Source organism: Pseudomonas sp. ENNP23, from assembly GCF_001728945.1.
GTDB lineage: Bacteria > Pseudomonadota > Gammaproteobacteria > Pseudomonadales > Pseudomonadaceae > Metapseudomonas > Metapseudomonas otitidis.
In genome coordinates this window covers 40,763-67,357 of the sequence record NZ_LYSP01000037.1, presented here as the reverse complement: position 1 = coordinate 67,357, position 26,595 = coordinate 40,763, and the positions used below count along the sequence as shown (strand labels likewise).

Here is a 26,595-nt window from a genome sequence, read left to right as displayed (position 1 = left end):
GATGGTCGGGGGTTTGACTTTGCGCTAAAGAAAACTCAAGCCAGCTCAGTCATTCGAGGCTGGAAGTCTTCCGCTTAGTCTTGTCATCCCTGTGAAAGGATGTCGCAGTCACCGCCGGATGACGGCGTGCCGCCCTCATCCGGCGACCGCTCGCCTCCCGGCGTTTGCCATTGTGCAGATACAAAAAAGCCGCCTATCGGCGGCTTTCACAGTGGTGACTTAATCCCCCCGGTATTCACACCCGCTTGTGCACGTCTCGTGTATGCGGACTCGGCTCAGTTCCGGGATCAGCGGCTTGACCTGCTGCCAGATCCATTTGGCAAGCACCTCGCTGGTTGGATTCTCCAGACCAGGGATGTCGTTCAGGTAGTTGTGGTCCAGTTGCTCGTAGATGGGCCTGAAAAGCGCTTTGATCTCCGAGAAGTCCCGAATCCAGCCGGTATGGGGATCAACGTCCCCTTCGATATAGAGGGCGACTCGGAACGAATGACCATGGAGACGGCCGCACTTGTGTCCTGCCGGTACGTGGGGGAGGCGGTGGGCTGCCTCGAAGATGAATTCCTTGAAGATTTCCAACTGCTGCGCCCTGGCTGAAAGGGATTTCGGGGGCGCGAGTGTATCAGGTGTGACCTGTGTTTTCGTACCGCCCGGCGCCAGCCCAGGCTTCAGCGAAGGCCCAGGCGTTTCGCCAGTCGTAGAAGGTTGGCGCGATCCAGCCCCAGGTCGCGTGCCGCAGCTGCCCAGTTGCCCTGATGATGCTGCAGCCCCGCCTCAATCAGGCGTCGCTGGTAATCATCGACGGCTTCCCTCAGGTCACGGACCTTGCCGGCACCTGCTTCGATTGCACTGGATGTTGCAGTCACGCCTTCCTGGAGCGCTGGCAGCGCCAGGTCGGAAGCGTCGATCGTCAGGATGCGTGGTCGCTGGGGGCGCACGGCAGCCAGCGCCTTGAGCCCCGCCCGACCGATCAGATGCTCCAGCTCCCGCACGTTCCCTGGCCAGTCATAGCGGAGGAGGGCGGCCTGTGCGTCTGCCGCCAGGCGCAGGCTGCGGAGCCCGAGCTGGGCCCGGTTGCGTTCGAGGAAGAAGCCCGCCAGCAGCAGCACATCCCGTCCACGCTCCCGCAATGGCGGGACCAGCAACGGATACACGCTCAGCCGGTGGTACAGATCGGCGCGAAAACGGCCTTGCCTGACCTCCTCGGCCAGCTCCCGGTTGGTGGCTGCGATGACCCGCACATCCACCCGATGCTCCCGATCCGAGCCGACGCGCTGCAGTTGCCCGCTCTGCAGCACCCGCAGGAGCTTCGCCTGGACGGCCATGGGCAGCTCGCCCACTTCATCGAGGAACAGCGTCCCCCCGTTGGCCAGCTCGAACTTGCCTCGACGATCACTCACCGCACCGGAGAATGCACCACGCACATGCCCGAACAACTCACTCTCCACCAGCGTGTCAGGTAGCGCCGCGCAGTTCAGGCTGACCATCGGCATCCCGTGCCGGGGCGAGCGGGCATGGATCGCCTGGGCCACCAGCTCCTTGCCAACCCCCGTTTCCCCGGTCACCAGCACCGTCAGCTCGCTGTCCGCCACCGTTGCGATCTCCGCCAGCAGCGCCTTGTGCGCAGCGCTCTGACCGATCAGCTCACGAGGCGCCGGCTCACCGGCGGCCTGGCGGTATGCATCCGCCCGCTGCCGTTCGTCCTGTGCGCGACGCTCCAAGTCATGCATGCGCTCCGCAGCCTTCACCGTGGCGGAAGCCAGGCTGGCAAATTGCTCCAGTGTCTGCAGGTCCTGCTGCGAAAAGCGCGACGGGTCCAGGGCATCCAGCGTCAGCAAACCCCATGGGCGCTCATCGAGGTAGAGCGGGCACCCCAGGCAATCATGCACCTCCAGGTGCGCGTGATGGCCCTCCACCAACCCGTCGTAGGGATCGGGCAGGTCGCAGTCCGCAGGAAAGTGCGTAGGGGATCGCTGTTCCAGCAAGGCCGCGAGACGGGGGTGATCGGCCACGCGGAAGCGCCTGCCCAGGGTATCGAGGCTCAGCCCATCCACTGCCAGCGGCACCAGGTGTTCATCCTCCAGGCGAAGAAGTGCCGTGGCATCGCACGGCAGCAATTCGCGGAGGGCTTCCAGCAAGCGACGATAGCGCTCGCGTTCAGGCAGATCGCGGGAGAGGTCGCTGACCAGGGGAAGCAAGGTTTGCAGCAAGGATTGCGCAGTCATAATGACTCCATGCGTGTCGTTAGGACATGGTGCCAATTGTAGTCAAATTAACCTGTATAAATGCAACTAGCTGAATATAAAAGGAAAATTTTCTGGCACGAAAACTGGAATAGACAAGGTGAACCATCACACCACAAGGGAAACTCCCATGCTCTCCAGCCAAGCCCGTGCAATCGTCACTTCCACCATCCCGCTGTTGGAAACCGGCGGCGAAGCGCTGACTACCCACTTCTACCGCATCATGCTGACCGAGTATCCCGAGGTCCGTGTCCTCTTCAACCAGGCCCACCAGGCCAGTGGCGACCAGGCGCGCGCCCTGGCCAACGGCATCATCACGTACGCCCGCCACCTCGATCGCCTCGACGTCCTCGGGCCGATGGTCGGGCGCATCGTCGCCAAGCACGTTGCCCTGCAGGTCCTGCCCGAGCATTACCCCATCGTCGGCGCCTGCCTGCTGCGGGCGATCCGTGAAGTGCTGGGCGAGGAGATCGCTACCGACGAGGTGATCGCCGCCTGGGCCGACGCCTACCAGCAGCTTTCCAGCCTCCTGATCGCTGCCGAGGAGGAGGTCTATTCCGCCAATGCCGAATCCGAAGGCGGTTGGCGGGGCGGGCGTCGCTTCGTGGTGCGGCAGAAAGTGGTGGAGAGCGAGGAGATCACCTCGTTCTACCTGGCTCCCGCCGATGGCGGCCCCGTCCAGGCGTTCATCCCCGGCCAGTTCATCGGCTTGCGGCTGGACATCGATGGGCAGGAGGTACGCCGCAACTACTCCCTGTCCGCCGCCCCCAACGGTCGCGACTACCGCATCAGCGTCAAGCGTGAACCGAATGGCAAGGTATCCAACCACCTGCACGATCGGGTCGGGGAGGGTGATGCCCTCGAACTGTTCGCCCCCGCCGGCGACTTCATCCTGCGCCCCGGCCGCAAGCCTCTGGTGCTGATCAGTGCCGGCGTCGGTATCACCCCCGCCCTCGCCATGCTCGAAGCCGCCCACGGCAGCGGTCGACCGATTCACTTCATCCACTGCGCCCGCAATGCTTCCGTGCAGGCTTTCCGCCCCTGGCTGGAAGAGTTGGCCGCGCACACGTCGAATCTGCGACTCCACACCTGCCTCAGCGAACCGAGCGCCGGTGACCGGGCCGATGCCATCGGCCTGTTGAGCCGCGACCAACTCGCCCAGTGGCTGCCCGCCTCCCGCGATGTCGAGGCGTACTTCCTCGGTCCCAAGCCCTTCATGGCCATGGTCAAGAAACACCTAGCCGCGTTGGGCGTGCCGGCTGCGCAGTGTCACTACGAGTTCTTCGGCCCGGCTGCCGAACTGGATGCCTGAACCGCCGCCCGGCACCCCGGTGCCGGGCCTTTACTGGAGGTGTTCACCATGTGCCCTGTCCCTTGCCCCTTTTTGAGCCTGGCCCACGGCCTGCTGGCTGCCGGCCTCGCGCTGCTGCTGGTTGGTGTCGTCGGTGCCTACGGGCTGGATCATTACCTCGCGCTGCCAGCCCAGGTGCTGGCCCATGGACTGGTCATCCTGGGGCCCACGCTGATCAAGGTCGGCTATGTCATCCGTCTCACCGCTCTGCAACGCCTGCATCGGGAGGCCTGCCATGCAACTGCGTGATCGTCGCCGCGAACTGGCCATTGCACCGCTTTGGCGCCTCGGGTTCCGGCCCTTCTTCCTGGCGGGCAGTGCCTTCGCGTTGCTCGCGGTAGCGGCCTGGCTGGGCGTGCTGAGCGGAGCACTTCAGGATTGGCAGCCCACCGGAGGCTGGCTCGCCTGGCACCGCCACGAGATGCCCTTCGGTTTTGCCGTGGCAATCATTGCCGGCTTCCTGCTCACCGCCGTGCAGAACTGGACAGGCCAGCCGGGCCTTGCCGGCCGCCCGCTGGCCGGCCTGTTTACGGTATGGCTGCTGGCGCGACTGGCCTGGTTTGGCGGTGTGCCTCTGGTGATAGTGGCGCCCCTGCAACTGGTCTTCCTGCCCCTGCTGGCCTGGGTAATCGGCTGTCGCTTGTGGCGGGTGCGACAGCGCAACAACTACCCGGTCGTGCTGATGCTCCTGCTGTTGGCAGTGGCCGATGGGGTCGTGGTGCTGGGCACGCTCGCGGGCAATGACGCTTGGCCGCGCCAGGGTGTGCAGGGGGCGCTCTGGTTGGTGGCCGCGCTGATGGGTTTGATCGGCGGGCGGGTGATCCCGTTCTTCACCCAGCGCGGGCTTGGTCTGCCCAGCCAGGTCAAGGCCTGGCCCTGGCTGGAGTGGGGCACTCTGGGGCTGTCGCTGGCCGTGGCGCTGTCGGCGCTCATGGGCGCCGCCAACCGGCCCGTTCCGTTCCTGGCTCTGCCGTTCGCCGTGCTTGGGGCGGGGCACCTGCTGCGCCTGGTGCGCTGGTATCACCGGGGCATCTGGCGGGTGCCATTGCTCTGGTCACTGCACCTGGCATTCGCCTGGCTGGTGGTAGCGCCGTTCGGCCTCGCGGCCTGGCACCTGGGCTGGCTGGCGGGCAGCAGCCCGGCCCTTCACGCACTGGCGGTGGGTGCCATGGGTGGCTTGATCCTGGGGATGCTGGCGAGGGTCAGCCTCGGGCACACCGGGCGCGCGCTGGTGGCGCCTCCGGCGATGGGCTGGGCCTTCGGCCTGCTCAACCTGGGGGCGGTGCTGCGGGTCTTCGGCATCGGGATTTGGCCACTGGCCAGCCTGCTGCTGGCCGGGGCTTGCTGGATCCTGGCCTTCGCCCTGTTCCTTGGGCACTACGGGTCGATGTTCTGGCGGGCCCGGGTTGATGGTCAGCCGGGCTGAAGGCGGCGAGGGTCAGGGGCGGGCGGTGCGCGCGCGTGCCAGTTCCTGTTTCAGCCAGTCGGCCGAAAGCTGCTCCTGGCCAGCACAGTTCACCTTGTAAGGCTTGCCACTCATGCTGCTTTCCGTGGCTGCACGGGCGATGAAATCCTCGGCGTTGTCCACCAGGCCCTTCTTTTCCAGGTAGTTCAGCTTCTTCTGCATGTGCTGCCGTGCCTCGGCGGCGGGGTACTCACTGCCGTTGCGGATGAACAGGCAGCCACTGCTTTCCACGAACCCCAGCAGGGCGTTGATCTCCTGCTGGCTCTTCGCGTCCAGTTGGGCCTGGCTCGGGGTGGTCGCAAGCAGCAAGCAGCTGGCGCAGATGGCCCGCCAGATAACGGTGGAAGCGCGCATCGTTCCAATACTCCATGTGGCTCAAAGGGGTGTGGCGTTTGTACCAGGGGCCGACCGGCAGGGCGACGTCCTCCGTCACGACTTCGGCATAGTTCTGCAGCGGTCGCAGCGGGTAGCCCAGCGGGTCGGCCGGAGCATACACATTCAGCCAGCGCGCGGCTCGCTCAAGGCCTGCCGGCAGGCAATGACCGGGGAAGCGGATAGGTCGCACCGGGTCGTAGGCGAAGGTGAAGAGCGGGATGTTGCAGCCGAAGGTCACCAGGCCCGCCAGGGTTTCCAGCGCGAGAAAGGGATCGCGCGGACAACTGGGCGTCGTGTTCAGCTTCTGCTGGTCCCAGGCGAAGTTGGAGAAGATGTGCCCGCCCAGCGAGTGGGCCAGCACCACCAGTGGCGTGGTCGGCGCCACCTTCGCCCGCAGGGCCGTGAGGCCGTTGCGCAGGCACTGGTGCACCTCCTCGTAGGTGGTGTCGTAGGCCTGGCTCACCTTGCGGTAGCCGCTGGCGTCACCGAGGAACAGCGTCACCGCCTCGCGCAGCCAGCGCCAGGTCACTGGTTCGCGCTCCAGGCGGTCGAGGTAGGCCCGTTCGCGGCGGTCCAGCACGCTGGCCCAGTACAGGCTCTGGAAGGCGATGGTGTCGGCCTCCACGCCCAGCTCCCGGCGCAGCCCGCCGATAAGGCCCTGGGCATAGCTGTACTGGCCCTCGGCATCGCGCTGGTCGGGCTGGCTGCCAATGCCATGCAGGATGGCGACGGCGAGTTTCATGGGTTCCTTCCTTGGAGCAGATCGGGTCAGAGAGGGAGCAGGCGTTCGGCGAGGCGGCCGCTGTCGGCCAGTTCGAGAAACTCGTCACCCAGCCGTTGGCTTTCCGCCATGGCCTTGCGCCAATAGCGCTCGCGGCCATCGTCGTCGCCCAGGTAGCGGGTGAAGTCCTTGCGGTCCGGCAGTTTGCCGTGGGGCAGGGTGGCCAGGTAGTCCTTCGACGGTGCCAGCAGCAGGACGTCCTGCAGACGCTCGGCATCGCCTCGGCGCCAGGGCAGGCCCTTGTCGAACCAGCCGGGGATGACCTTGTCGGTGAAGTGCGGGTAGAGCACCACCCCGTCGCCCTGATAGGGCAGGTCCAGGTGGTAGTCCAGCAGGCCGCCGTCGCGGTAGGTTCCGGGGCCGACGCCAGGGATGTCGCGCACCCCCTCCATCACCATGGGGATGGAGCCGGAGGCCAGCAGCGCGTGGCGCAGGTTGGCGCCGTCCAGCGGCAGGCAGCGCGAGGGGAAGTCGTTCAGCGCCGCCAGCGGCGGCGCCAGGCGGCTGTCATGCAGGATCACTCGCTCGAAGTGGCGCGCCAGGCGCGGGCGGCCCAGCAGGTTGGCGCCGATCACCGAAGACAATCCCAGGCCCAGCGCTCCCCGACGGTCGTGGGCGAGCAGGCCATGGCTCTTCACCACCACCACGTTCAGGCGGTAGTGCGGGTTGCTCAGCACCTGCTGGTCCTGGCCGTCGAGCAACTGGTCCAGCATCGCCGTACAGCGGCGGCTCACGTCCGCCATGCTCACGCCCTTGGGGAAGCGCTGAGAGGTGTACAGCTCGCCGAGCCGCCGGAGGCCTTCGGCGGCGTCCGGCAGGCAGGCACTGGCGAAGCGCCAGGAGCCGATCGAGGCACCGATCAGCGAGCGCTCCTGGGGCGCCCGGGGTAGCCATTCGCCGAACAGCGCCAGGTCAAGCCCCTGGATGCCCAGCGCCTTCGGCCCGCCCGCCGCGCCGGGCAGGATCTTCACATCCGCCGGCTGCAGGCCGTGCTCGCGGATACGGGCCAGCGCTCGCTTGCCGGCGCGCAGGGTGAGGGCGGGCGACTTGATGTGAATGGCGCTCATGGGGGCCTCCGAAAAAAGCGAGGCAGCGATTATAGTGGCCCGCGCCGGCTGACCAAGCGCTTTCAGCATGTGAATGATGCGTCCGCAGGCAGCGCGATGCCGCCCCGGCAGCGGGGCTTCGGTGAATTCAGCTTGAATTAATGGCGACTGGCTACAGTGAGCCCATCTCAAGACAGCAATCCCCACAAGGAGAACCCACGATGAAAACCCTTACTGCCCTGTTCGCCACTGCCGTTCTCGCCACCACCTCCAGCCTCGCCCTTGCTCGCGACCTGGGGCCGGATGAAGCGCTCAGACTGCGTGACGCCGGCACCATCCAGTCCTTCGAGAAGCTCAATGCCGCCGCCCTGGCCCAGCACCCCGGTGGCACCATCAACGAGACCGAACTGGAGGAAGAGTACGGCCGCTACGTCTACCAGGTAGAGCTGCGTGATGCCAAGGGCGTGCAGTGGGACCTGGAGCTGGACGCCACCAACGGCCAGGTTCTGAAGAACCACCAGGACGACTGATGCGCCTGATCATCCGCTACAGCGGCATCGTCGCCCTGGTCCTGGCCACCTGCACCCTGCAGGCCATGGCCCGCGACCTGGACCAGGACGAAGCCCTCAGGCTCCGCGAACGAGGGGTGATCATGCCCCTCGAACAACTTCTCGACCGCGCCCTGGGGCTCTACCCCGGGGCGCGCCTGCTGGAAGCGGAGCTGGAGGAGGAAGACGATATCTACGTGTATGAAGTGGAACTGCTGACCACCGATGGCGTGGTCCGCGAGCTGGAACTGGATGCCCGTGACGGCCGCATCCTGAAGGACGAGGAAGACGACTGATGCGCCTATTGCTGGTGGAGGACCATGTTCCCCTGGCCGATGAACTGCTGACCGGCCTGGCCCGCCAGGGCTACGCCGTGGACTGGTTGGCCGACGGCCGCGATGCCGCGCATCAGGGCATCAGCGAACCCTACGACCTGATCGTGCTGGACCTTGGATTGCCGGGGCGTCCCGGCCTTGAGGTGCTCCAGGAGTGGCGCGCCAACGGCCTCGCCACCCCGGTGCTGGTGCTCACTGCGCGGGACTCCTGGGCCGAGCGCATCGAAGGCCTCAAGGCCGGTGCTGACGACTACCTGACCAAGCCGTTCCACCCCGAGGAGCTGGCCCTGCGCATCCAGTCCCTGCTGCGCCGTGCCAAGGGCCTGGCCAACCAGCCGCACCTGGAGGCCGCCGGCCTGCAACTGGACGAAGGCCGCCAGTGCGTGCTGCGTGACGGCGAAGAGGTGACGCTGACCGCCGCCGAGTTCCGCCTGCTGCGCTACTTCATGCTCCACCCCGGCCAGTTGCTCTCCAAGAGCCACCTGGCCGAACACCTGTATGACGGCGAGACCGAGCGCGATTCCAACGTCATCGAAGTCCACGTCAACCACCTGCGCCGCAAGCTCGGCCGCAGCGTCATCGAGACACGCCGTGGCCAGGGCTACCGCTTCACCGGAGTCACCGGGTGAGGTCCATCCAGCGCCAGCTTTCCCTCGGCCTGGTCGCCCTGCTGCTGGTGGTTGGCCTTCCACTGGCCCAGCTCAGTCTCTGGCTGTTCGACGACGGCCTGCGGCGTTACCTGGAGAACAACCTGCGCAGCGAAGCGGAGGGCCTGCTCGCCGCCCTGGTGCGTGGTCCCAATGGCATCCAGTTGGACGAGCAGAAGCTCAACCCCGCCCACCAGCAGCCCTTTTCCGGGCGTTACTTCGTGATCCGCATCGACGACCGCCCCTGGCGCTCCCGCTCGTTGTGGGACAGCGAACTGCAACTGCCCGAGCGTGCCGGCCTGGCCACCGACCTGCTGCCTGGACCCCGCGAGCAGCGGCTGCTCACCTACCGGGGCGACTACCGGCGCTTTGGCCGCCAGGTGGTCATCGTCGTCGCTCAGGACTACACCCCCGTGCTGGAAGAGTTCCGCCGCGTGCAGTGGACCGGCGTCGCACTCGGCCTGGCCGCGCTGCTGCTGATCCTCGGCCTGCAGCGCTACACCGTGCGCCGCGCCCTGCGTCCCCTGGAGCGGGTCCGGCAGCAGATCGCCCAGTTGCAGCAGGGTCAGCGCAGCGAACTGGACGCCCAGGTACCCCGAGAGCTGGAGCCGCTGGTGGGCCAGGTCAACCACCTGCTGGCCCACACCGAAGACACCCTGCGTCGCTCGCGCAATGCCCTGGGCAACCTCGGGCACGCCCTCAAGACACCGCTTGCCGTGCTGGTCAACCTGCAGGGCCGGGAAGAGCTGCGCGAGCATCCCGAGCTGCGCGCCACGCTCACCGAGCAACTGGAGCAGATCCAGCAGCGCCTCGCCCGCGAACTGGGGCGTGCCCGGCTGGCCGGCGAGGCCCTGTCCGGTGCGCACTTCGATTGCGACGCGGAACTGCCGACCCTGTTCAACACCCTGGCGATGATCCACGACAGCGCGCTCGACCTCGACTGGAGCGTCGAGCCCGGCCTGCGCCTGCCCTGGGACCGGGAAGACCTGCTGGAGCTGCTGGGCAATCTGCTGGACAACGCCTGCAAGTGGGCCGAGACCCAGGTGCTGCTGGGGATATCCCGCCAGGCCGACGGCTACCGCCTGTGCGTCGACGACGACGGCCCCGGCATCGCCGAGGACCAGCGCCAGGCCGTGCTGGAGCGCGGCACCCGCCTCGACGAACAGGTGGCCGGGCATGGCCTCGGCCTGGGCATCGTGCGTGACATCGTCGAGGCCTGGGGCGGTCACCTCAGCCTGGACAGCAGCCCCCTCGGCGGCCTGCGGGTGCGCATCGACCTGCCTGTTCCGCACCGTTGACGGCGCACAGTGCGGTTGGTATCAGGCCTGTCTAGTCTGAAGGCAACCCAACAAGGACCCGCCCCATGCATGCATTCGATGCTCCCCATCCGCCGCACCTGGCCCGGCTGCTCGGCTACGCCGGGCTGGTGCCCTTCGTCACCGGCGCACTCGGCATCTGGCTGACCCCGATCGGTTGGCGCCCCCTGGTACTGGCTGCGTTACTGGATTACGCCGCCGTCATTCTCGCGTTCATGGGCGCCATTCATTGGGGGCTGGCCATGCGCGCCGGCCAGGACGACACCCGCGCGCGCCTGCAACTGGGCCTCTCGGTGATTCCCGCGTTGTTCGGCTGGGTCGCCATCGCCGCCGGGCTGCCCGCTGGCCTGGCGGTGGCCGTGTTCATCCCGGCCTTCATCGGCCTTTACCTGGCCGACCTGCGTGCCGTGCGCCTGGGCCTCGCACCGGGCTGGTACCCGGCCCTGCGCCGCCCGCTGACCATTGGCGTGGTCACCAGCCTGCTGGTGGCCTGGGGCGGCCTGCTACTCGGCCAGCCAGGCTGACACCGTGGCCAGTGCCGCCTCGCGGCGCTCGGCCCAATCTCCCACCAACACCACGTAGCGCTGCCCCTGGGCCTTCAGCCACGCCTCACTGGCGTGGAAGAACGCCAACCGTTCAGCCAGCGCTGGCTGACAGCGCTGCCCATCGCCCACCCAAGGCACGCCTTCCGGGCTCAGCAGCAGGTGCAGGTCGTAGCGGCGCTCGGCCAGGGCCGTCTCCAGCCAGGCCGGGCAATCGCCGAACAGCGTGCGGCTCCAGAGGATGTTGCTCAGCAGATGGGTATCCAGCACCAGCAGCGCCGGTCGCTCGGCCCGCGCCGCGTCTTCGCGCTGCAACTGCCCCCGGGCGATCAGGGGAATGTCCGCGTAGCAGGTGTCGCGCTGCTGCTCGTCGATGAACTCGCGCACGTACTCGCCCACCACCCGGCCGCCGAAGCGCGTAGCGATCTCGCCGGCCAGCCAGCTCTTGCCGCTGGACTCGGGGCCGGCCATTACCAGCACCTTCATACCGAAGCCGCCAGGGGCTGGCGCCACTGCCGCCAGCCATGCACCGCCAGCAGGGTGAACAGCGCGTAGAGCGCGGCGGTGAGGTAGAGCCCCTTGTAGGTGAACAGCCCAACGAAGATCACATCCACCACGATCCACAGCGCCCAGCATTCCAGGCGCTTCTGCGCCATCCACACCTGGGCCACCAGGCTGAACCCGGTCAGCGCCGCGTCCAGCCAGGGGACGGCGGCATCGGTGTGGGTGGCCATCACATAGCCCAGCGTCAGGCTGCCGGCGGCACCCAGGCTCAGGTCCGTCGCCAGTTGCGCCGGAGTCAGGCGGCTGACCTCGCGGCCGTCATGGCGGGCGCCGCCCCGGGTCCACTGCCACCACCCGTAGCCTTGCAGCACGGCGTAGATGCCCTGCAGCAGCATGTCGGAATAGAGCTTCACCTCGAAGAAGATCCAGACGTAGATCAGCACCATCACCAGGCCGATGGGCCAGCACCAGATGTTCTGCCGGGCGGTGAGCCAGACGGCCAGCACGCCGAGCGCGGCGGCGAAGAGTTCAAGCGGTGACACGGGCGACCCTCGTTCGATGGAGGGGCGATTGTAGCGGCTCCCACCTGCCGCGCCAGTGGCGGCAAGTGGGGCAGGGGAGGGCTCAGATACGGAACTGGCGCAGCAGGTGGCCGAGGCGTTCGGCCAGCTCGTTCAACTGATGGCTGGCACTGCGAGTCTGCTCGGCGGCCATGGCCGTATCGTGGGCCAGGCTGGCGGCCTGGGTGACGTTCTGGTTGACGTCCTCCACTACGTGGGACTGCTCAAGGGTGGCGCTGGCGATGGAGGCATTCAGGCTCGTGAGGTTGCGCAGCGACTGGCCGATCTGCCCCAGGTTTTCGCCGGCCTGGCTGGCGCGCTCCACCGTGGCCTGGGTGGCCCGGCTGCTCTCGTCGATGACCTTCACCGCCGCCTCGGAGTTGGCCTGCAGGCGCTCGATCATGCTCTGGATCTCCGCCGTGGATTTCTGCGTCCGCTGGGCCAGCAGGCGCACCTCGTCGGCCACCACGGCGAAGCCACGGCCCTGCTCCCCGGCACGAGCGGCCTCGATGGCCGCGTTGAGCGCCAGCAGGTTGGTCTGCTCGGCGATGGAGCGGATCACCTCCAGTACGCTGCCGATCTGCGAACTTTCCGCCGCCAGGGAACGGATCACCTCCACCGCCTGGCCGATGGTGCCGGCCAGGTCGCTGATCTGCTGGATGCTGGCGTCGATGCTGGTCTGGGCCAGGCGTGCCTGGTCCTCGGCGGTACGCACCTCCTCGGCGGCGTGCTCGGCGTTCTTCGCCACGTCCTGCACGCCGTAGGTCACCTGGTTGATGGCAGTGGCCACCAGCTCCATGCGCTGGGACTGCTGCTCGCTGTGGGCGTGGCCGTCCTGGGCGATCCCGCCCAGGGCGCTGGCCGACTGGTCCAGCGCACCGGCAGCCTCCAGGGACTGGCGGATCACCCCGCGCAGCTTGCCGGTGAAGGCATTGAAGTGGCCGGCCAGCGCAGTCACCTCGTCGCGGCCGTGGGTGTCCAGTTGACTGGTGAGGTCACCCTCGCCGCTGGCGATGTCGGCCATTGCGGCCACCACGTCGTTCAGCGGGCGGGTGATGCTGCGGGCGATGAGCATCACCAGGGCGGCCATCAGCAGGGCGATGACCAGGCCGATGGCCGAGGCTTCGAGCGCCTGGTCGCGGAACTCGCTCTCCAAGTCGTCGATGTAGATGCCCGAGCCGAGCACCCAGCCCCACGGTTGGAACAGTTGCACGTAGGACACCTTCGGCACCGGGTCGGAGGCACCCGGCTTGGGCCAGCGGTAGTGGACGAAGCCGGCGCCCTTGGCTCTGGCCACCTCCACCATCAGGTTGAACAGCGGCTTGCCGTCCGGGTCCTTGTAGCCGGAGAGGTCCTGACCCTCCAGCTTCGGGTTGGTCGGATGCATGACCATGCGCGGGCCCAGGTCGTTGATCCAGAAGTAGTCGGTCTTGTCGTAGCGCAGGCCGCGGATGGCCTCCATCGCCTGCTTCTGCGCCGCCTCGCGGGTCAACGTACCCGCCGCCTCCAGGCCCTGGAAGTACTGCAGGGTGCCCAGGGCGGTCTGCACCACATGCTGGGTCTTCAGTTCCTTGCCGACGAGCAGGTCCTCATGGCTCTGGCGGAGCATCAGCACCCCGAGGACCAGCAGCATCGACACGGCAACGACGAGGATCAGCCAGAGTCGCTGGCTGATGGGCAGGCTGCGCAGATTCATGAATGAGGTACTCCCCGCGACATTGTTGTTTTTTCCCTAAGGCGTCAGAGGCGCGCTGCAGGCGTGTTGTCTGATAGCATTTCGGCCTTTTCGCCCCAAACCTGAGCATGACGGTCGGGGCCTCGGGAACCCAGTCGACCAAGGTCGGTCATAGAGCCGCTCGGCAGCCCAGCCGCACCAACACCAACGCACTTAATTTAGTCGGGCCACGACCGCGTGCGCCCTGGGGAGATTCGATGGATTTGTGGACCGCCTTCCAGACCCTGTTGCTGGGCATCGTCGAAGGCCTGACGGAGTTCCTGCCGATCTCCAGTACCGGCCACCAGATCATCGTTGCGGATCTGATCGGCTTCGGCGGCGAGCGCTTCAAAGCCTTCAACATCATCATCCAGCTCGGCGCCATCCTCGCTGTGGTCTGGGAATACCGGCGCAAGATCTTCGACATCGTGATCGGCCTGCCGCGGCAGAGCAGCGCCCAGCGCTTCACGCTCAACCTGATGGTGGCCTTCTTCCCCGCCGTGGTGCTGGGGGTGGCCTTCGCCGACGTCATCCACCATCACCTGTTCAACCCCATCACCGTCGCCACCGCCCTGGTGATCGGCGGCGTGGTCATGCTCTGGGCCGAGCGCCGGCAGCACTCCATCGAAGTCGACACGGTGGACGAGATGACCTGGAAGCACGCCCTCAAGGTCGGCTGCGCCCAGTGCCTGGCGCTGGTGCCCGGCACCTCCCGTTCCGGCGCCACCATCATCGGTGGGCTGGTCTTCGGCCTCTCGCGCAAGGCCGCTACCGAGTTCTCCTTCTTCCTCGCCATGCCCACCATGGTCGGCGCGGCCGTCTACTCGGGCTACAAGTACCGCGCCCTGTTCCAGCTTGCCGACCTGCCCGTATTCGCCCTGGGCTTCGTGGTGTCGTTCATCTTCGCCATGCTCGCGGTGCGTGCCCTGCTGAAGTTCATCGCCAGCCACAGCTACGCCGTGTTCGCCTGGTACCGCATCGGCTTCGGCCTGCTGATCCTCGCCACCTGGGTCTTCGGCGTGGTGGACTGGAGCACCGCCCAGGCCTGACGAGGCCGAGGTATTCGCCGCATCGATGAAGGCGCGCCACGGGCGCGCCTTTGTCATAGTGGGCCCCCGCCATTGCCCGGAGGCCCACCATGCTCCCGCTCGAACACCGCCTGCTGGCCGTCAACGGCATTCAACTCGCCCTGCATCTCGCCGGCCCGGAGGACGGCCCGCCAGTCTGGCTGCTGCACGGCTTCCCCGAATGCTGGCTGGCCTGGCGCCACCAGATCGAACCCCTGGCCCGTGGCGGCTACCGTGTGCTGGTGCCTGACATGCGCGGCTATGGCGCCAGCAGCGCCCCAGCCGACCCGGCCGCCTACGACCTGCTGACCCTCTGCGCCGACATCCGCGCCGCCATGGACGCCCTCGGCCAGGCCCGCGTCTGCGTCGTCGGGCACGACTGGGGCGCACCCGTAGCCTGGCACCTGGCGCTGCTGGAGCCCCAGCGCGTCCAGGCGGTGGCGGGCATGGCCGTGCCCTTTGGCGGCCGGCCCCGGCAGCCGGCCACCGAGGCCATGCGCCGCCACTTCGCCGATCGCTTCAACTACATCCTCTACTTCCAGCAGGTCGGCCTGGCCGAGCAGGAGCTGGATGCCGACATCCCCCGCACTTTGCGCATGATGCTGCACCACTGTTCCGCCGCCGTGCCGCTGGGGCATTTCCTCCAGGAGCGTCCCGCCGGTTCGCGGCTCTTCGATGGGCTCGAAGACCCCGGCCAGCCGCCGGTGTGGTGCGAGCCGGAAGCCTTCGCCGGCTACTGCCAGGCCTTCGAGCGCCAGGGCTTTCGCGGTGCGCTCAACTGGTACCGCAACTTCGAGCGCAACTGGGCACTGACCGAGCCCTTGCAAGGGCAGCGGGTGCTGCAACCGGCGCTGTTCCTCATCGGCGACCACGACCCCGTGGGCCTGCTGGAAGCCCACACGCTGAAACAGATGCCGGAGGTGGTGCCAGCCCTGGAGGTCCATCGGATCGAGGCCTGCGGGCATTGGCTGCAGAGCGAGCAGCCCGAGGCGGTGAATGAGCGCCTGCTGAGTTTCCTGGCCCGGCACTACCGCTGAGTGGCTGGGCGGCGCAGCACCAGGTAAAGCAGCGGGCCGATGGAGGCGAAAACCGCCGTCAGCAGGTAGAAGGACAGCAGGTAGGCCAGGCTCCGGCCCTGGCGGCGGTTGTCCTGGTACATCCAGACCGCGATCAGGGCGCAGGCCAGGTACAGGTCGATCACCACCTGGGCGGTGTCCGGCCGGCTCATCAATTGAGCGCCGAAGGCCAGCAGCGACTGTTCACTGATGGCCATCACATAGAGGGTGTAGCCACCAAAGGCGAGGAGAGCGGCGAGGGCGAGGGATCGGGCAGGCATGGCAACGTCCTTGTCATGGGTATGGACGCCGAGTCTGCCGCAGTGCCCCCGCGCCGGCAATGAGGCATCGGGTCGCCCCAGGCGGCTCAGTCCAGCAGCAACCCCACCCGCTTGTACTTCGGCAGGCGGGCCACCACCAGTTGGTGGGAGCGGGTCAGCAGGGCCTTCAGCTCGGCGCCGCCGAGGGCGGGCGGCATCGCCACGCTGACCCAGAAGGCACGGGCCAGGTAAGGCGCCGGGCGCACGCCGGGGCGGTCGACGTAGCCGAGGAACAGGTCGGGGTCGACCTTGAACGCCAGGTCCTCGCCGAGGAAGTCGACGATGGCGAACATCTTGTTCCCGGCCACCGAGAACACCCGGTTCGCGCCCCACTTGAGGTCTTCCCGGGCGCCGGGCAATTGCAGGCAGAACGCGGCGATCTCGTCAGCGGTCATGGGCAGCTCCTTGCAGGTCTAGAGAGGTCGCTGGCGCGCATCGCTGCGCAACAGCACGAGACCCAGCAGCATGCCGGCCAGGGCCAGCCCGGCGGCCACCAGGAAGATCGCGGCAAAGCCCTGGGCGTTGGCCACCAGGCCCATCAACGGGCCGGCCAGGCCCAGGGCCAGGTCGAAGAACACCGCGTAGGCCCCCAGCGCCGAGCTGCGGCTGGAGGCGGGAATGCGCGAGATGGCCTCCACGCCGAGGGCCGGGTACACCAGCGACAGGCCGAAACCGGTCAGTGCGGCGCCGCACAGGGTCAGCCAGGGCTGCGGTGCCAGCCACAGCAGAAGCAGGCCCAGGCTCTCGATGCCCAGGCAGGCGATGGCCACCCGGTAACCGCCGAGCCGGTTGATGGTGCCGGCGAACAGCAGGCGCGCGCCGATGAAGGCGCAGCCGAAGGCCGTCAGGCACCAGGCCGCGCCGCTCCAGCCACGGCTGGCGTAGTACAGCGTGACGAAGGTGGCCAGGGTGCCGAAGCCGATGGAGCCCAGGGCCAGCGCCACACCGTTGGGGGCGATGCGCAGGAACACGTTGCGAAACGGCAGGCGCACGCCGGACACGATCGGTGCCGGTGCCTTGCCCCGTGCCACCAGCAACGCTCCGGCGCCCAGCAGGGCGATCAGCGCGCCCATGCTCCATAGCCCCAGGCCACTCACCAGCAGCACCCCGAGAGGTGCGCCGATGGCCACCGCGCCGTAGGAGGCGATGCCGTTCCAGGAGATCACCCGCGCGGTGTTTTCCGCGCCGACCCGGCCGATGCCCCAACTGATCGAACCGGTGCCCACCAGCCCCTGGGACACGCCCAGTGCCACGCGGCCGGCCAGCAGCAGGCCCAGGCTCAGGCTCGGCAGGCCCTGCAGGGAGGTGGAGGCCAGCGTCAGCAGGCCGCTCAGCGCGCAGCCGCCCAGGCCCAGCAGCACCGCGTGCTTGGCGCCGCGGCGGTCGGCCACCGCGCCGGAGAAGGGGCGCGAGAGCAGGGTGGCGGCGTACTGGGTGCTGATCACCACGCCGGCCAGCACCGAGCCATAGCCCAGGTCGTTGTGCACGTAACCGGGCAGGACCGCCAGCGGCAGGCCGATGCACAGGAAGCTGATGAAGGTGAAGAAGACGATGGAGACGATCTGCAGGGTGATGGAGGCAGACTGCTCGACGCTGCGCATGGATGGACCTGGTTCGGGCTCGGTGCGGGAGGCGCCCATCATCCTCCAGCCGGCAGGCCAAGGGAAAGCCAGCTAACGAGTGCTCAGAGGGGCTCCAGCGCTTCGCTGCGGCAGGCGTCGACGAGGTGGTCGATCCACGCCCGCACCGCCGGCAGCAGGCCGCGCCGGTGGGTGTAGACCGCCTGCAGGTGGCCGCCCGGCAGCTCCCAATCCGGTAGGACCCTCACCAGGCGGCCGTCTTCAAGCTCCTGGCGGCAATGCATCGCCGGCAGCATGGTGATGCCCAGGCTGCGCAAGGCCGCCTGCTTGCGCACCTCGAAATCCTCGATGGCCAGCCGGGGTTCGAGCACGATGTCGCGGCGGTTGCCCTGGGCGTCGCGCAGCAGGTAGTGCAGTTTGCGGTCGCGCTCCAGCGCGCCGAGTACCGGCAACCGTGCCAGCTCGTCCGGGCTTTGAGGGGCGCCGGCCTGGAGCAGGGCAGGGGTCGCCACCAGGTAGGCGCGGGCGGGCGCCAGGTGGCGACAGATCAGCGAGGGCTCCTCGTCCTCCTGGTCGCGTACCCGCAGGGCCACGTCCACCCCCTCCGCCAGCAGGTCGACCCGGTGGTTCACCAGCGCCACTTCCAGTTGCACCAGCGGGTAGCGTTCGAGGAAGTCGCTGAACACCCCGCGCAGCCGGGTGCGGGCGACTTCGGTGGGGCAGGTGACGCGAATGCGTCCGCGCGGTTCGCTGGTCAGGCTGGCCACCGCTTCCTCGGCCTGTTCCGCCTCCAGCAGCATCGCCTGGCAGTGCCGCAGGAAGCGCTCGCCCACGTCGGTCAGGGCCAGCTTGCGGGTGGTGCGCTGCAGCAGGCGCGCACCGAGCCGGGTCTCCAGCTCGGCGATGCGTCGCGACAGGCGGGACTTGGGAATGCCCAGCAGGCGCCCGGCCGCTGCAAAGCCGCCGTGCTCCACCACCTTGGCGAAATAGAAGAGGTCGTTGAGGTCCTGCATGCTGCGCTACCGCTCGGAAGAGGGCGCACTATGGCACTCGTGGGTGGATTTCGTCGACTTGATGAAGCCTCCGCCTACGAGGTTATCGGAGCTGTGTATCTTGAGCGCTTCGCGTATCGGTGAATGCCGGGCCAAGACTGGCGCGATACCTGCAACACCTCAGGCTCACTGCCGCTCCATCGACGGAGGCGCCGGCTCAGGGAGGCGAGCCTGGCCCGACCGCGACGACCTCGACCCCTTCGCCGACGAGCGTGTCGGTGCCGTGATGCTGATGGCGCCCCCCGGCGTGCTGTTCGGGCGCAAGGGGCTGGAGCCGGTGCCGCTCAACAGCGGTGAGGAGGACCGCGTGCTGCCGCTGGAGCAGAACGCCCGCGCGCTGCTGCGCAAGCTGCCGGACTTCCGCCCGGTGTCGGGTGCTGGCCACTTCGTGTTCATGGCGCCCTGTTCCGAGGAGATGAACGCCCTGGTGCCCCAGGTCTGCGAGTACGCCGAGGCCGTGCGCTTCTTCACCCGCACCCTGGGGGCCTGCAAACATCGTTGCGCTGATTCGCCTCATGGGTGGGACGCTGCATCGCAAATGCACCGACTAATCGTCGTTTGGCTGCATGGGTAGGATGGCCACCATTCCGATCGCACTCCGCTGATCGCCAGACACAGGGGCCTTCCCATGAAACTTCTGCACCTCGACTCCAGCATCCTCGGTGACGCTTCCGCCTCCCGCCAACTCAGCCGCGCCGTGGTCGAAGCCTGGCAGGCCGCCGAGCCGGCCGTGCAGGTCACCTACCGTGACCTCGCCCAGGACGCCTACGCCCACCTCTCCGCCACCAGCCTGATGGCCGGCGCCACCCCCGCCGAGCTGCGCGACGCCGCGCAGAAAGCCGAGGTCGCCCTGTCCGAAGTCTCGCTGGACGAATTCCTCGGCGCCGACGCCATCGTCATCGGTGCGCCGATGTACAACTTCACCGTGCCCACCCAGCTCAAGGCCTGGATCGACCGCATCGCCGTCGCCGGCAAAACCTTCAAATACACCGAAGCCGGTCCCCAGGGCCTGGCCGGTGGCAAGAAGGTGGTGATCGTCTCCACCGCCGGCGGCATCCACGCCGGCCAGCCCAGCGGTCAGGCCCACGAGGCCTACCTGGTGCAGGTGCTGAACTTCCTCGGCATCACCGACATCGAGATCGTCCGCGCCGAAGGCCTGGCCTATGGCGAGGAGCCCCGTGCCAACGCCTTCAAGGCCGCCCAGTCGCGCATCGGCGAGCTGTTCGCGGTTGCCTGATCGGCAGGCTGGATGAACGAGCCCCGCTTCGGCGGGGCTTTTTCATGGCTGTGCTCGGCCTCCTGAGCCGGCAATGTCGCGGCCTCACCCGTCCTGCTCGCCAGGCGGCTCCCCGCTGAGGGCCCTAAACGGCTACAATCGCGCCCTTTTTTGCGTGCCTGCACGCCCAGCCCAGGATTCCGCCCGTGATCTCCACCGCCAATATCACCATGCAGTTCGGCCCCAAGCCGCTGTTCGAAAACGTTTCCGTCAAGTTCGGCAACGGCAACCGCTACGGCCTGATCGGCGCCAACGGCTGTGGCAAGTCGACCTTCATGAAGATCCTCGGCGGCGAGCTGGAGCCGTCCGGCGGGCAGGTGATGCTCGAACCCAACACCCGTCTGGGCAAGCTGCGCCAGGACCAGTTCGCCTACGAGGACTTCACCGTCATCGACACGGTGATCATGGGCCACGGCGAGCTGTGGAAGGTGAAGGCCGAGCGCGACCGCATCTACAGCCTGCCGGAGATGAGCGAGGACGACGGCATGGCCGTGGCCGAGCTGGAAGTGCTGTTCGCCGAGATGGACGGCTACACCGCCGAGTCCCGCGCCGGTGAACTGCTGCTGGGCCTGGGCATTCCCCTGGACCAGCACTTCGGCCCGATGAGCGCCGTGGCACCGGGCTGGAAGCTGCGCGTGCTGCTGGCCCAGGCGCTGTTCTCCGATCCGGACGTGCTGCTGCTGGACGAACCGACCAACCACCTGGACATCAACACCATCCGCTGGCTGGAAGGCGTGCTGACTGCGCGCAACAGCACCATGATCATCATTTCCCACGACCGTCACTTCCTGAACAGCGTCTGCACCCACATGGCCGACCTGGACTACGGTGAGCTGCGCCTGTTCCCGGGCAACTACGACGAGTACATGACCGCCGCCGAGCAGGCCCGCGAGCGCCTGCTCTCGGACAACGCCAAGAAGAAGGCGCAGATCGCCGAACTGCAGCAGTTCGTCAGCCGCTTCTCGGCCAACGCCTCCAAGGCCAAGCAGGCCACCAGCCGTGCCCGCCAGATCGACAAGATCCAGCTCGAAGAGGTCAAGCCATCCAGCCGCGTCAGCCCCTTCATCCGCTTCGAGCAGTACAAGAAGCTGCACCGCCAGGCGGTGACCCTGGAGCGGGTCAGCCAGGGTTTCGACGGCACGCCGCTGTTCAAGAACCTGTCCATGCAGATCGAGGCCGGCGAGCGCGTCGCCATCATCGGCCCCAACGGCATCGGCAAGACCACCCTGCTGCGCACCCTGGTGGGCGAGATGGCGCCGATGGCCGGCGAGGTGAAATGGACCGAGAGCGCCGACGTGGGCTACTTCGCCCAGGACCACGCCGAGGACTTCGAGGACGACATGACCCTGTTCGACTGGATGGCCCAGTGGACCCAGGGCGGCGAGCAACTGGTGCGTGGCACCCTCGGCCGCATGCTGTTCTCCAACGACGACATCAAGAAGTCGGTCAAGGTCATCTCCGGGGGCGAGCAGGGCCGCATGCTGTTCGGCAAGCTGATCCTGAAGAAGCCCAATGTGCTGGTGATGGACGAACCCACCAACCACCTGGACATGGAATCCATCGAAGCGCTCAACCTGGCGCTGGAGAACTACCCGGGCACGCTGATCTTCGTCAGCCATGACCGTGAGTTCGTCGGCTCCCTGGCCACCCGCATCATCGAGCTGTCGGAGAACGGCGTGACCGACTTCAGCGGCACCTACGATGACTACCTGCGCAGCCAGGGCGTGATCGTCTGATCACGACCGGACAGGAAAAACCCCGCTCAGGCGGGGTTTTTCGTTTCCGGAGGCGGGCCGGCTTCAGCCCAGCACCCGGTGGGCCAGGCCGACGTACAGCGGGATGCCCAGCAGGATGTTGAAGGGGAAGGTGATCCCCAGGGACATGCCGAAGTACAGCGAGGGGCTCGCCTCGGGGATGGCGAAGCGCAGGGCCGCCGGCACGGCGATGTAGGAGGCGCTGGCCGCCAGTACCATCAGCAGCGCGGCGTTGCCGGCCTCGACCCCGACCAGCACGCACAGGCCCAGGGCCAGGCAGGCATGCACCGGCGGGGCGGCCAGCGCGTAGAGCAGCAGCCAGGGCGAACGGCCTTTGAGGTCGCCCAGGTTGCGTGCGGCCAGCAGGCCCATGTCCAGCAGGAAGAAGGCCAGCATGCCCTTGAACAGGTCCACCGAGAACGGCGCGAGGGCGGCCTGGCCCTTGGCGCCGGTCACCAGGCCCACCAGCATGGCGCCGAGCAGCAGCAACTGGGCGCCGTCGGTGAGGGACTCGTGCAGCACCTTGCCCAGCCCGACGCCCCCCGCCGGGGAGCCGGACGGGGTGGCCAGTGCCGGACTGGCCGGTGCGCGGTGACGCAGGCTGTTGGCCAGCACCACGGCGACGATGATCGCCGGCGACTCCATCAGCGCCATGGCCGCAGCCATGTGCCCGCCATAGGGCAGGCCCTGGTTCTCCAGGTACTGGATGGCGGTGATGAAGGTCACCGCGCTGACCGAGCCGTAGGTGGCGGCCAGGGCGGCGGCATCGAAGCCGTTGAGCAGGCGGCGCAGCAGCAGGTAGGCCAAGGCCGGCACCAGCAGCGCCAGCACCACGGCCAGGCCCAGGGAGCGCGCCACTTCCGGGGTGAAGCCGGAGGCGGCGAGGGCGAAGCCGCCCTTGAGGCCCAGGGCCATCAGCAGGTAGAGCGAGAGGAAACGGGAGATCGGTGCGGGGATCTCCAGATTGGACTTCAGCAGGCCGGCGAAGATGCCGAAGAGGAAGAAGAGGATCGCGGGGTCGAGGAAGTTGGACATCGGTGGTTTCCAGAGAGCAGGGATGGCCATAGGCTAGTGCGCGAAATACATAATCAAAAATCAATAATTACGATGCAAAGATTAGAGGAAAGGTTATGAGTGCGACGTTCCGGCAATTGCGCCTGTTCCTCGCCCTGGCCGAGCACCGCAGCATCACCGCTGCTGCCCGGGCCTGCCACGTGACGCAGCCCACCGTGTCGATGCAGCTCAAGGAGCTGTCCGAGGCGGTGGGCATGCCGCTGTACGAGCAGATCGGCCGGCGGCTGTACCTCACCGAGGCCGGCGAAGCGCTGGCCGAGACGGCCCAGGCGATGGTGGAGGAGTGGGGCTCGTTCGAGCAGCGCATCGACGGCATGCGCGGGTTGACCCGGGGGCGCCTGCGCCTGGCGGTGGCGAGCACCGCGCAGTACTTCGTGCCCAGCCTGCTCGGGCGCTTCTGCGCCAGCCATCCGCAGATCGACATCGCCCTGGAGTTGCTCAACCGCGATGCGGTGCTGGCGCGCCTGCGGGACAACCGTGACGACCTCTACATCCTCTCCATGCCGCCGGCCGACCTGGAGCTGGAGACCCACGCCTTCCTGCCCAACCCGCTGGTGGTGATCGCCAGCCAGTCGCACCCCCTGGCTGGCCGGCAGGGGCTGACGCTGGCGGACCTGGCGGAGCAGCGCTTCATCCTCCGCGAGCGTGGCTCCGGCACGCGGCTGGCCTGCGATGCGCATTTCCGGCAGGCCGGCTTCGTGCCCCAGGTCTGGGTGGAGCTGGGCAGCAACGAGGCGATCAAGCAGACGGTGGCCTCTGAAATGGGGCTGTCGGTCATCTCCCGCCATGCCCTGGCGCCCATCGTCGAGCACGAGCAGTTGGCCGTGCTGGACGTGCAGGGTTTCCCGCTGCAATCGAACTGGTGGACGCTCTACCCCCGGGGCAAGCGCCTGTCGCCCCTGGCGACGGTGTTCCTCACCCATCTCGATGACATAGCCCAGGCCTGGTACCGGCAACGCCAGTCGGCCTGAGCGTCTGGCGGTTCAGAACCGCGCCTGCATACCCAGCCGCCAGGTACGTCCCGGAGCCGGCATGAAGCTCTGCGCCAGCGGGTCCAGGTAGTAACGGTCGGTGAGGTTCTGCACCGACAGGTTCAGCTCGGCGTGCTCCAGCACCTTGTAGGTGAGGAACAGGTCGTAGAGCGTCACCGTGCGGTAGTCGATCTGTGGCGTGGTGGCACCGGTCTGCCAGGGCTTGTCCAGTTGCGCGGTCGGGCCGGAGGTGTGGGTCATGCGCCCGCCCAGGGTCAGTGTCTCGTCGAAGAAGCGCAGGCCGGCCAGCAGGTTGGTCGACAGCTTTGGCGGGTTCTGGGTGTTGGTGTACGAGCCCATGTAGCTGCCCGGGGTGCAGTCCGGTGTGTCCTGGGTGTGCTGGTAGGGGCTGGCGGCGGCGCGCAGTTTGGCGGCGAAGGCGGCGTCGCAGGTTTCGGTCTTCAGGTAGTAGGTGGCCGAGAGGTCGGCGAACACGCGCCCGGCGTCGTAGTGCGACTGCAGTTCCAGGCCACGGGTGCTGTAGCGGTCGGTGTTGCTGAAGGTCATCTGCCCCCAGAGGCCCGGGCTCGGGTCGTAGTAGCGGGTGATGTAGTGGCGGATCTCGTTGTCGAAGAACGCCAGCTTGGCGGACGCGGTGTCGCCTGATGCCAACAGGTCGCTGCGCAGGGCGCTCAGGCCCAGTTCCCAGCTGCGCGAGCGCTCGGGCTTGAGGTGCTTGCCCGGGGTGACCTGGTGGGTGCCCTGGCTGGTCTCGAACAGCGAGGGCTGGCGCAGGCCTTCGGTGTAGGTGAGGTAGGCGAAGGTGTCCGGCAGGAACTCGACGTTGATGCCGAAGGCCGGGGCGAAGCCGCCGCCGTGGCTGTCGCGCTGCGGGGTGTAGTCGTACCCGGTGACGACGTTGCTGATCTCTTCCGGGTAGACCGTCACCTGGGTGGCGCCGAAGCTGTCGAAGGGCACGCCGTTGAACGGCTCGTTGCTGTTGCCGAAGACGATGCCGTTGTTCAGGCGCGGGTCGGTGGCGGCGGTGTACTGCCCATTCTGGTCGGGGAACCACATCATGCTGCCCCAGCCCGTGGGGCCACTCACCGAGATCCAGCGCATCGCGCGGTCTGCCCGGCGGGCCTCGGCGAGCACGGTGTTGTCGCGGGTGCGGTAGTGGCTGTAGCGGCCGCCGCCCCACAGGGTGACTTCCTCGATGGGCTGGTATTCCAGCTTGCCGTTGAAGCTGAACTCCTGGCGCGAGGCGTCCCGCAGCATGCGGTTGGCGTTGATGTCGTGCTGGGTGACGACCACGCTTTTCTGCGGCTTCAGGTCCTCCACCTGGAAGGCGCCACCCAGCTCCAGGGTGAAGTCGCCGTGGTCGGTGCTGAAGCGCGACACGTTGCCCAGATCGCCGCCGATGCGCCGGTCATCCTGCCGGGCCCAACTGCGGTCGGTGCGGTACAACTGGGAGGTCGGTGCCATCCAGGCGGCGCTGAGGGAGCTGGTCTTCGACTCGGTCATCCACAGGTTGGCACTGAGGTCCAGCAGCGGGTTGTCGGCGGGCAGGTAGTGGTAGCGCGCGGTGTAGGTGTCGATCGCCACGTCGCTGGTGGGGTACTGGTAGATGCCGGCGGTACCGGAACGGAAGATGTCCGAGGGCATGATCTCGCCCATGTGCCCGTCGAAGCGGCGGTAACCCAGGTCCAGGGTCTGTTCGTCGTCCAGCCGCCAGGTGGTCTTGAGCAGGTAGGACTCGGTCCGTGCCGAGGAGTTGAGTACCTCTTCACCGGCGTTGTAGGTGTTGGCCACGCTGGGCTGCTCGTCGCCCCGGCGGTCGAACAGGCGGTAGCGCTCCTGGCCATGCTTGCCGGCGAAGTAGTTGCCCTGGTTGCGGTGGGCGTAGGCGGCCACCAGGTCCACCCGCTCGTGGTGGAAGGCGAAGGCGGCGCTTCCGGATTCGGCCGCCGAGTTGAACAGGTTGCCGCGCTTTTCGCGGGGGACGGCGCTGAGGTCCTCGGTCCGCGAGTGGGCGTCGCGGTCGGCGGGTTCGACGCCGTTGTTCCAGAGGTTGCCGGTCACGCGCAGCCCCACGTTCTGGCCGTCGACGAGGATGTCGTCGACGCCGAGGGTGGTCATCTCCACCGCGCCGCCGATGGCTCCGGAGCGCAGGCTGGGGCCCTTGTCGACGGTCACGCTGCTGAGCAGGTCCGGGTCGATGTAGCTGCGCTGCTGGGTGCCGCCGTAGCCGCGGTAGACATCCAGCGCCTGCTCCGAGCCGTCCACCCGCACCGCGATGCGGCTCTGCCCCTGGATGCCGCGGATGTTGACGTCCAGCGCGCCGCCGTTGCGGCTGTCGCCCACCTGCACACCCGCCACGCCCTTGAGCATGTCGCCCACCGAAACGGTGCCGAAGCGGTCCAGATCCTCCCGCCTCAGGTGCACGGAGGAGCGGGGCGCGCGGTAGGTCTCTTGCGTGTCGTCGAGCAGGGCGGTGGCGCCGACCATCGTCGGGTTCAGTTCGAGCCCGGCCTGGGGCGGGGTGTGCCGGGGCAGCAGGATGTAGGTGCCAGCGGCCCCGGGCAGCAGGTCCAGGTCCGTGCCGGCCAGCAGGCGCTGGGCCGCTTCCGCCACGCTGTAGCGACCCTTGAGTGCGGGGGCGGTGCGGCCCCGCGCCAGGTCGGCATCGTAGGACAGCAGCAGCCCGGACTGGCTGGCGAACAGGCCCAGTGCGGCACCCAGCGGGCCGCGGGGGATGTCGTAGTCGTGTGTACTGTCCGGCCGGTCGTGGGGCGCGGTCGTCTCCGTGGCCTGCACGGGCGGGGCGGCGGCACCGGCCAGCAGGCAGCCGAGCAATGCGCAGCCGACGGCCAGGCTGATCGGGGAGAGGCGGATGGGGATGGGCGAAGTGGCAGGGCGCCGGTGGACTGCTGGCATGGTTCTCTCGCTCGTAGGGTGTGTGGCCCGTCACTCGATGCGGGCTGTCACTCCCTCTGTCGCACGAGATTGGAAAAGGTATATG

28 protein-coding genes are annotated in these 26,595 nt (G+C 67.7%); 14 read left to right on the top strand and 14 right to left on the bottom strand.

Annotation, left to right across the window (positions count from 1 at the left end; translation table 11 throughout):
- Positions 1-219 precede the first annotated feature (219 nt).
- Positions 220-576: a 6-carboxytetrahydropterin synthase QueD gene (gene queD, locus A9G05_RS19890; RefSeq protein WP_044408942.1), complete on the bottom strand. Its 357-nt coding sequence runs from the start codon at positions 574-576 to the stop codon at positions 220-222.
- Between the two features lie 89 nt (positions 577-665).
- Entirely contained in the window at positions 666-2,222 is a 1,557-nt protein-coding gene (gene norR / locus A9G05_RS19885) for a nitric oxide reductase transcriptional regulator NorR (protein ID WP_069562591.1), read from the bottom strand.
- 148 nt (positions 2,223-2,370) lie between these two features.
- Between norR and hmpA the strand changes: the two genes are divergently transcribed.
- From hmpA to A9G05_RS19870, 3 genes are read left to right on the top strand one after another with little or no spacing between them, the layout of a single operon-like run.
- The gene (hmpA, locus tag A9G05_RS19880) at positions 2,371-3,552 is read left to right on the top strand and encodes an NO-inducible flavohemoprotein (RefSeq protein ID WP_069562590.1); all 1,182 of its coding nucleotides are present in this window, start codon (positions 2,371-2,373) and stop codon (positions 3,550-3,552) included.
- Between the two features lie 39 nt (positions 3,553-3,591).
- The gene (locus A9G05_RS19875; RefSeq protein ID WP_371850579.1) at positions 3,592-3,840 is read left to right on the top strand and encodes a transmembrane sensor/regulator PpyR; all 249 of its coding nucleotides are present in this window, start codon (positions 3,592-3,594) and stop codon (positions 3,838-3,840) included.
- Positions 3,827-5,017: an NnrS family protein gene (locus tag A9G05_RS19870; protein WP_069562588.1), complete on the top strand. Its 1,191-nt coding sequence runs from the start codon at positions 3,827-3,829 to the stop codon at positions 5,015-5,017. The genes A9G05_RS19875 and A9G05_RS19870 overlap by 14 nt, the downstream gene beginning before the upstream one ends.
- 12 nt (positions 5,018-5,029) lie before the next feature.
- Here the strand turns inward: A9G05_RS19870 and A9G05_RS19865 are convergent, their stop codons facing one another.
- The 3 genes from A9G05_RS19865 to A9G05_RS19855 are packed head-to-tail and all read right to left on the bottom strand — an operon-like array spanning position 5,030 to position 7,279.
- The gene (locus tag A9G05_RS19865) at positions 5,030-5,287 is read right to left on the bottom strand and encodes a DUF5329 family protein (protein ID WP_240915582.1); all 258 of its coding nucleotides are present in this window, start codon (positions 5,285-5,287) and stop codon (positions 5,030-5,032) included.
- Complete coding sequence (locus tag A9G05_RS19860; protein ID WP_069562587.1) at positions 5,247-6,173, bottom strand: hypothetical protein; 927 nt, start codon at positions 6,171-6,173, stop codon at positions 5,247-5,249. Before A9G05_RS19860 ends, A9G05_RS19865 begins: the two co-directional genes overlap by 41 nt.
- 26 nt (positions 6,174-6,199) lie before the next feature.
- A complete protein-coding gene (locus A9G05_RS19855) occupies positions 6,200-7,279 on the bottom strand; it encodes a hypothetical protein (protein ID WP_069562586.1) in 1,080 nt (359 codons plus the stop codon).
- A 200-nt stretch (positions 7,280-7,479) separates the two neighbouring features.
- On the opposite strand from A9G05_RS19855, the gene A9G05_RS19850 reads away from it, so the two are divergent.
- From A9G05_RS19850 to A9G05_RS19830, 5 genes are all read left to right on the top strand, one after another.
- Positions 7,480-7,788, top strand: a complete 309-nt coding sequence (locus A9G05_RS19850; protein WP_069562585.1) for a PepSY domain-containing protein — start codon at positions 7,480-7,482, stop codon at positions 7,786-7,788.
- Positions 7,788-8,102, top strand: a complete 315-nt coding sequence (locus A9G05_RS19845; protein WP_069562584.1) for a PepSY domain-containing protein — start codon at positions 7,788-7,790, stop codon at positions 8,100-8,102. The genes A9G05_RS19850 and A9G05_RS19845 overlap by 1 nt, the downstream gene beginning before the upstream one ends.
- Positions 8,102-8,770, top strand: a complete 669-nt coding sequence (locus tag A9G05_RS19840; protein WP_069562583.1) for a response regulator transcription factor — start codon at positions 8,102-8,104, stop codon at positions 8,768-8,770. Before A9G05_RS19845 ends, A9G05_RS19840 begins: the two co-directional genes overlap by 1 nt.
- Entirely contained in the window at positions 8,767-10,086 is a 1,320-nt protein-coding gene (locus A9G05_RS19835) for a sensor histidine kinase (protein ID WP_069562582.1), read from the top strand. The genes A9G05_RS19840 and A9G05_RS19835 overlap by 4 nt, the downstream gene beginning before the upstream one ends.
- Before the next feature lie 65 nt (positions 10,087-10,151).
- Positions 10,152-10,628 (top strand): DUF3429 domain-containing protein, encoded by a 477-nt coding sequence (locus A9G05_RS19830; protein WP_069562581.1) that lies wholly within the window; start codon positions 10,152-10,154, stop codon positions 10,626-10,628.
- On the opposite strand, the gene A9G05_RS19825 is transcribed toward A9G05_RS19830, so the two are convergent.
- The 3 genes from A9G05_RS19825 to A9G05_RS19815 all read right to left on the bottom strand — a co-directional run bounded on the left by A9G05_RS19825 (position 10,608) and on the right by A9G05_RS19815 (position 13,406).
- Positions 10,608-11,132 carry an AAA family ATPase gene (locus tag A9G05_RS19825; protein ID WP_069562580.1) on the bottom strand — a complete coding sequence of 175 codons (525 nt, stop codon included), beginning with the start codon at positions 11,130-11,132 and terminating at the stop codon, positions 10,608-10,610. The genes A9G05_RS19830 and A9G05_RS19825 overlap by 21 nt on opposite strands.
- Positions 11,129-11,692, bottom strand: coding sequence for a nicotinamide riboside transporter PnuC (pnuC, locus tag A9G05_RS19820; RefSeq protein ID WP_069562579.1), 564 nt, complete (start codon positions 11,690-11,692; stop codon positions 11,129-11,131). Before pnuC ends, A9G05_RS19825 begins: the two co-directional genes overlap by 4 nt.
- An 82-nt stretch (positions 11,693-11,774) precedes the next feature.
- Positions 11,775-13,406 (bottom strand): methyl-accepting chemotaxis protein, encoded by a 1,632-nt coding sequence (locus A9G05_RS19815; RefSeq protein ID WP_069562578.1) that lies wholly within the window; start codon positions 13,404-13,406, stop codon positions 11,775-11,777.
- Positions 13,407-13,642: 236 nt separating this feature from the next.
- Here A9G05_RS19815 and A9G05_RS19810 point away from each other — a divergent pair, with 236 nt between their 5' ends.
- Both A9G05_RS19810 and A9G05_RS19805 read left to right on the top strand, forming a co-directional pair.
- Complete coding sequence (locus A9G05_RS19810) at positions 13,643-14,473, top strand: undecaprenyl-diphosphate phosphatase (protein ID WP_069562577.1); 831 nt, start codon at positions 13,643-13,645, stop codon at positions 14,471-14,473.
- Positions 14,474-14,562: 89 nt separating this feature from the next.
- Positions 14,563-15,528 (top strand): alpha/beta fold hydrolase, encoded by a 966-nt coding sequence (locus A9G05_RS19805; protein WP_069562576.1) that lies wholly within the window; start codon positions 14,563-14,565, stop codon positions 15,526-15,528.
- On the opposite strand, the gene A9G05_RS19800 is transcribed toward A9G05_RS19805, so the two are convergent.
- From A9G05_RS19800 to A9G05_RS19785, 4 genes are all read right to left on the bottom strand, one after another.
- The gene (locus tag A9G05_RS19800; protein ID WP_069562575.1) at positions 15,519-15,827 is read right to left on the bottom strand and encodes a DUF2834 domain-containing protein; all 309 of its coding nucleotides are present in this window, start codon (positions 15,825-15,827) and stop codon (positions 15,519-15,521) included. The genes A9G05_RS19805 and A9G05_RS19800 overlap by 10 nt on opposite strands.
- Positions 15,828-15,913: 86 nt before the next feature.
- Positions 15,914-16,261, bottom strand: coding sequence for an MmcQ/YjbR family DNA-binding protein (locus A9G05_RS19795; RefSeq protein ID WP_069562574.1), 348 nt, complete (start codon positions 16,259-16,261; stop codon positions 15,914-15,916).
- A gap of 18 nt (positions 16,262-16,279) precedes the next feature.
- The gene (locus A9G05_RS19790; RefSeq protein WP_069562594.1) at positions 16,280-17,467 is read right to left on the bottom strand and encodes an MFS transporter; all 1,188 of its coding nucleotides are present in this window, start codon (positions 17,465-17,467) and stop codon (positions 16,280-16,282) included.
- A gap of 83 nt (positions 17,468-17,550) precedes the next feature.
- Positions 17,551-18,459 (bottom strand): LysR substrate-binding domain-containing protein, encoded by a 909-nt coding sequence (locus A9G05_RS19785; RefSeq protein WP_069562573.1) that lies wholly within the window; start codon positions 18,457-18,459, stop codon positions 17,551-17,553.
- A 100-nt stretch (positions 18,460-18,559) separates the two neighbouring features.
- On the opposite strand from A9G05_RS19785, the gene A9G05_RS19780 reads away from it, so the two are divergent.
- From A9G05_RS19780 to A9G05_RS19770, 3 genes are all read left to right on the top strand, one after another.
- Positions 18,560-19,072, top strand: a complete 513-nt coding sequence (locus A9G05_RS19780; RefSeq protein ID WP_139131193.1) for a hypothetical protein — start codon at positions 18,560-18,562, stop codon at positions 19,070-19,072.
- Between the two features lie 54 nt (positions 19,073-19,126).
- The gene (locus tag A9G05_RS19775; RefSeq protein ID WP_069562571.1) at positions 19,127-19,735 is read left to right on the top strand and encodes an FMN-dependent NADH-azoreductase; all 609 of its coding nucleotides are present in this window, start codon (positions 19,127-19,129) and stop codon (positions 19,733-19,735) included.
- Between the two features lie 185 nt (positions 19,736-19,920).
- Positions 19,921-21,510 (top strand): ABC-F family ATPase, encoded by a 1,590-nt coding sequence (locus A9G05_RS19770; RefSeq protein ID WP_069562570.1) that lies wholly within the window; start codon positions 19,921-19,923, stop codon positions 21,508-21,510.
- 63 nt (positions 21,511-21,573) lie between these two features.
- Here A9G05_RS19770 and A9G05_RS19765 read toward each other — a convergent pair whose 3' ends face one another.
- A complete protein-coding gene (locus A9G05_RS19765; protein ID WP_069562569.1) occupies positions 21,574-22,563 on the bottom strand; it encodes a sodium-dependent bicarbonate transport family permease in 990 nt (329 codons plus the stop codon).
- Between the two features lie 95 nt (positions 22,564-22,658).
- On the opposite strand from A9G05_RS19765, the gene A9G05_RS19760 reads away from it, so the two are divergent.
- Positions 22,659-23,573 (top strand): LysR family transcriptional regulator, encoded by a 915-nt coding sequence (locus A9G05_RS19760; RefSeq protein WP_069562568.1) that lies wholly within the window; start codon positions 22,659-22,661, stop codon positions 23,571-23,573.
- 12 nt (positions 23,574-23,585) lie between these two features.
- Here the strand turns inward: A9G05_RS19760 and A9G05_RS19755 are convergent, their stop codons facing one another.
- Entirely contained in the window at positions 23,586-26,510 is a 2,925-nt protein-coding gene (locus A9G05_RS19755) for a TonB-dependent receptor (protein WP_083272616.1), read from the bottom strand.
- Between the last annotated feature and the right edge of the window lie 85 nt (positions 26,511-26,595).

Coding starts and splice junctions, on each gene's coding strand:
- A9G05_RS19825 (WP_069562580.1), bottom strand. CDS start 11,132: ATGAAGGTGCTGGTAATGGCCGGCCCCGAGTCCAGCGGCAAGAGCTGG.
- A9G05_RS19775 (WP_069562571.1), top strand. CDS start 19,127: ATGAAACTTCTGCACCTCGACTCCAGCATCCTCGGTGACGCTTCCGCC.
- A9G05_RS19795 (WP_069562574.1), bottom strand. CDS start 16,261: ATGACCGCTGACGAGATCGCCGCGTTCTGCCTGCAATTGCCCGGCGCC.
- A9G05_RS19800 (WP_069562575.1), bottom strand. CDS start 15,827: ATGCCTGCCCGATCCCTCGCCCTCGCCGCTCTCCTCGCCTTTGGTGGC.
- A9G05_RS19805 (WP_069562576.1), top strand. CDS start 14,563: ATGCTCCCGCTCGAACACCGCCTGCTGGCCGTCAACGGCATTCAACTC.
- A9G05_RS19790 (WP_069562594.1), bottom strand. CDS start 17,467: ATGCGCAGCGTCGAGCAGTCTGCCTCCATCACCCTGCAGATCGTCTCC.
- A9G05_RS19760 (WP_069562568.1), top strand. CDS start 22,659: ATGAGTGCGACGTTCCGGCAATTGCGCCTGTTCCTCGCCCTGGCCGAG.
- A9G05_RS19860 (WP_069562587.1), bottom strand. CDS start 6,173: ATGAAACTCGCCGTCGCCATCCTGCATGGCATTGGCAGCCAGCCCGAC.
- A9G05_RS19870 (WP_069562588.1), top strand. CDS start 3,827: ATGCAACTGCGTGATCGTCGCCGCGAACTGGCCATTGCACCGCTTTGG.
- A9G05_RS19755 (WP_083272616.1), bottom strand. CDS start 26,510: ATGCCAGCAGTCCACCGGCGCCCTGCCACTTCGCCCATCCCCATCCGC.
- A9G05_RS19840 (WP_069562583.1), top strand. CDS start 8,102: ATGCGCCTATTGCTGGTGGAGGACCATGTTCCCCTGGCCGATGAACTG.
- A9G05_RS19765 (WP_069562569.1), bottom strand. CDS start 22,563: ATGTCCAACTTCCTCGACCCCGCGATCCTCTTCTTCCTCTTCGGCATC.
- A9G05_RS19855 (WP_069562586.1), bottom strand. CDS start 7,279: ATGAGCGCCATTCACATCAAGTCGCCCGCCCTCACCCTGCGCGCCGGC.
- A9G05_RS19810 (WP_069562577.1), top strand. CDS start 13,643: ATGGATTTGTGGACCGCCTTCCAGACCCTGTTGCTGGGCATCGTCGAA.
- A9G05_RS19785 (WP_069562573.1), bottom strand. CDS start 18,459: ATGCAGGACCTCAACGACCTCTTCTATTTCGCCAAGGTGGTGGAGCAC.
- A9G05_RS19845 (WP_069562584.1), top strand. CDS start 7,788: ATGCGCCTGATCATCCGCTACAGCGGCATCGTCGCCCTGGTCCTGGCC.
- A9G05_RS19830 (WP_069562581.1), top strand. CDS start 10,152: ATGCATGCATTCGATGCTCCCCATCCGCCGCACCTGGCCCGGCTGCTC.
- A9G05_RS19850 (WP_069562585.1), top strand. CDS start 7,480: ATGAAAACCCTTACTGCCCTGTTCGCCACTGCCGTTCTCGCCACCACC.
- norR (WP_069562591.1), bottom strand. CDS start 2,222: ATGACTGCGCAATCCTTGCTGCAAACCTTGCTTCCCCTGGTCAGCGAC.
- hmpA (WP_069562590.1), top strand. CDS start 2,371: ATGCTCTCCAGCCAAGCCCGTGCAATCGTCACTTCCACCATCCCGCTG.
- A9G05_RS19815 (WP_069562578.1), bottom strand. CDS start 13,406: ATGAATCTGCGCAGCCTGCCCATCAGCCAGCGACTCTGGCTGATCCTC.